Here is a 1,086-nt window from a genome sequence, read left to right as displayed (position 1 = left end):
CGACGGGACCAGCGAGTCAACGTCTGGTGTTCTTCATCGGTGAGGATCAGTTCAGCTTTCGGACGACCGGTGCGAGGCATACTCCATTCTACAACTTCTTACACGAATTTACGGCGCAGGACACTAGCAGTTCGGGGGTCGACCAGGGAATGAACAGGGACTGGTGCACGGATAGGTGACACCTGATCTGGCTTGTTCACAGACAAGCCTGGAAGGATAGTCACCATGCCACAGCCCTACCCGAAAGAATTCCGCGACGACGTCGTGAGGGTGGCACTGAACCGGGACGACAAGACCACGATCGCCCAGATCGCCAAGGACTTCGGCGTCCACGAAGGCACCGTCACGAAATGGGTCCGCCAAGCCGAGATCGACGCCGGCAACAAGCCCGGCACCACCACCGACGAATCAGCAGAGCTGCGAGAGCTGCGCCGCCGCACCCGGCTGCTGGAGCAGGAGAACGAGGTCCTGCGCCGGGCCGCAGCCTACCTCTCGCAGGCAAACCTGCCGTCAAAAGGCTCTACCCGCTCGTGAGAGAGCTCGCCGCCGACGGGATCCCCGTCGCGGTGACGTGCCGGGTCTTGAAGCTCTCCCGCCAGCCCTACTACCGGTGGCTGGCCAACCCCATCACCGACGCCGAGATCACCGAGGCGTATCGGGCCAACGCCCTCTTCGACGCCCACCGTGATGATCCCGAGTTCGGGTACCGGTACCTTGCCGACGAAGCCACGGCCGCAGGCCAGCCGATGGCAGTGCGCACCGCCTGGCGCCTGTGCTCGGATAACTCGTGGTACTCCGTGTTCGGCAAGGGGCCGGGCAAGAACGGGAAGAGGCCGGGGCCGCCGGTCCATGACGACCTGTGCGCCGTCACCGACGAGCACGGGCGCACTCGGCACGAGTTCCGCGCCGAGGCCCCGAATCAGCTGTGGTTGACCGATATAGTGCGCCACGAGGCGCTCTTGAACCGAGTGGAGGTGAGAGACCACCACCGCCTGGCTGTCGCAGCAGCCAGGTGAAGTTGAGGGCAGCCTGAACTCCGGGATGGGAGCGAGGGCGGGAAGCAGCCCTGACAACGCCGAGACGATT

2 protein-coding genes are annotated in these 1,086 nt (G+C 64.4%); both read left to right on the top strand.

All coding sequences use genetic code 11. The annotated features are described in order from the left end of the window. Positions 1-225 precede the first annotated feature (225 nt). A complete protein-coding gene (locus BLIN9172_RS18380; RefSeq protein ID WP_205751100.1) occupies positions 226-534 on the top strand; it encodes a transposase in 309 nt (102 codons plus the stop codon). Next, the gene (locus BLIN9172_RS18270; RefSeq protein WP_180956993.1) at positions 531-1,016 is read left to right on the top strand and encodes a hypothetical protein; all 486 of its coding nucleotides are present in this window, start codon (positions 531-533) and stop codon (positions 1,014-1,016) included. Before BLIN9172_RS18380 ends, BLIN9172_RS18270 begins: the two co-directional genes overlap by 4 nt. The last annotated feature ends 70 nt before the right edge of the window (positions 1,017-1,086 follow it).

Origin of the sequence: Brevibacterium linens ATCC 9172 (assembly GCF_900169165.1) — a bacterium.
In the GTDB taxonomy this organism is placed as follows: domain Bacteria; phylum Actinomycetota; class Actinomycetes; order Actinomycetales; family Brevibacteriaceae; genus Brevibacterium; species Brevibacterium linens.
Note: the sequence above shows the minus strand (reverse complement) of the source record. Positions and strands in the feature narration are given on the sequence as shown.

Coding starts and splice junctions, on each gene's coding strand:
- BLIN9172_RS18380 (WP_205751100.1), top strand. CDS start 226: ATGCCACAGCCCTACCCGAAAGAATTCCGCGACGACGTCGTGAGGGTG.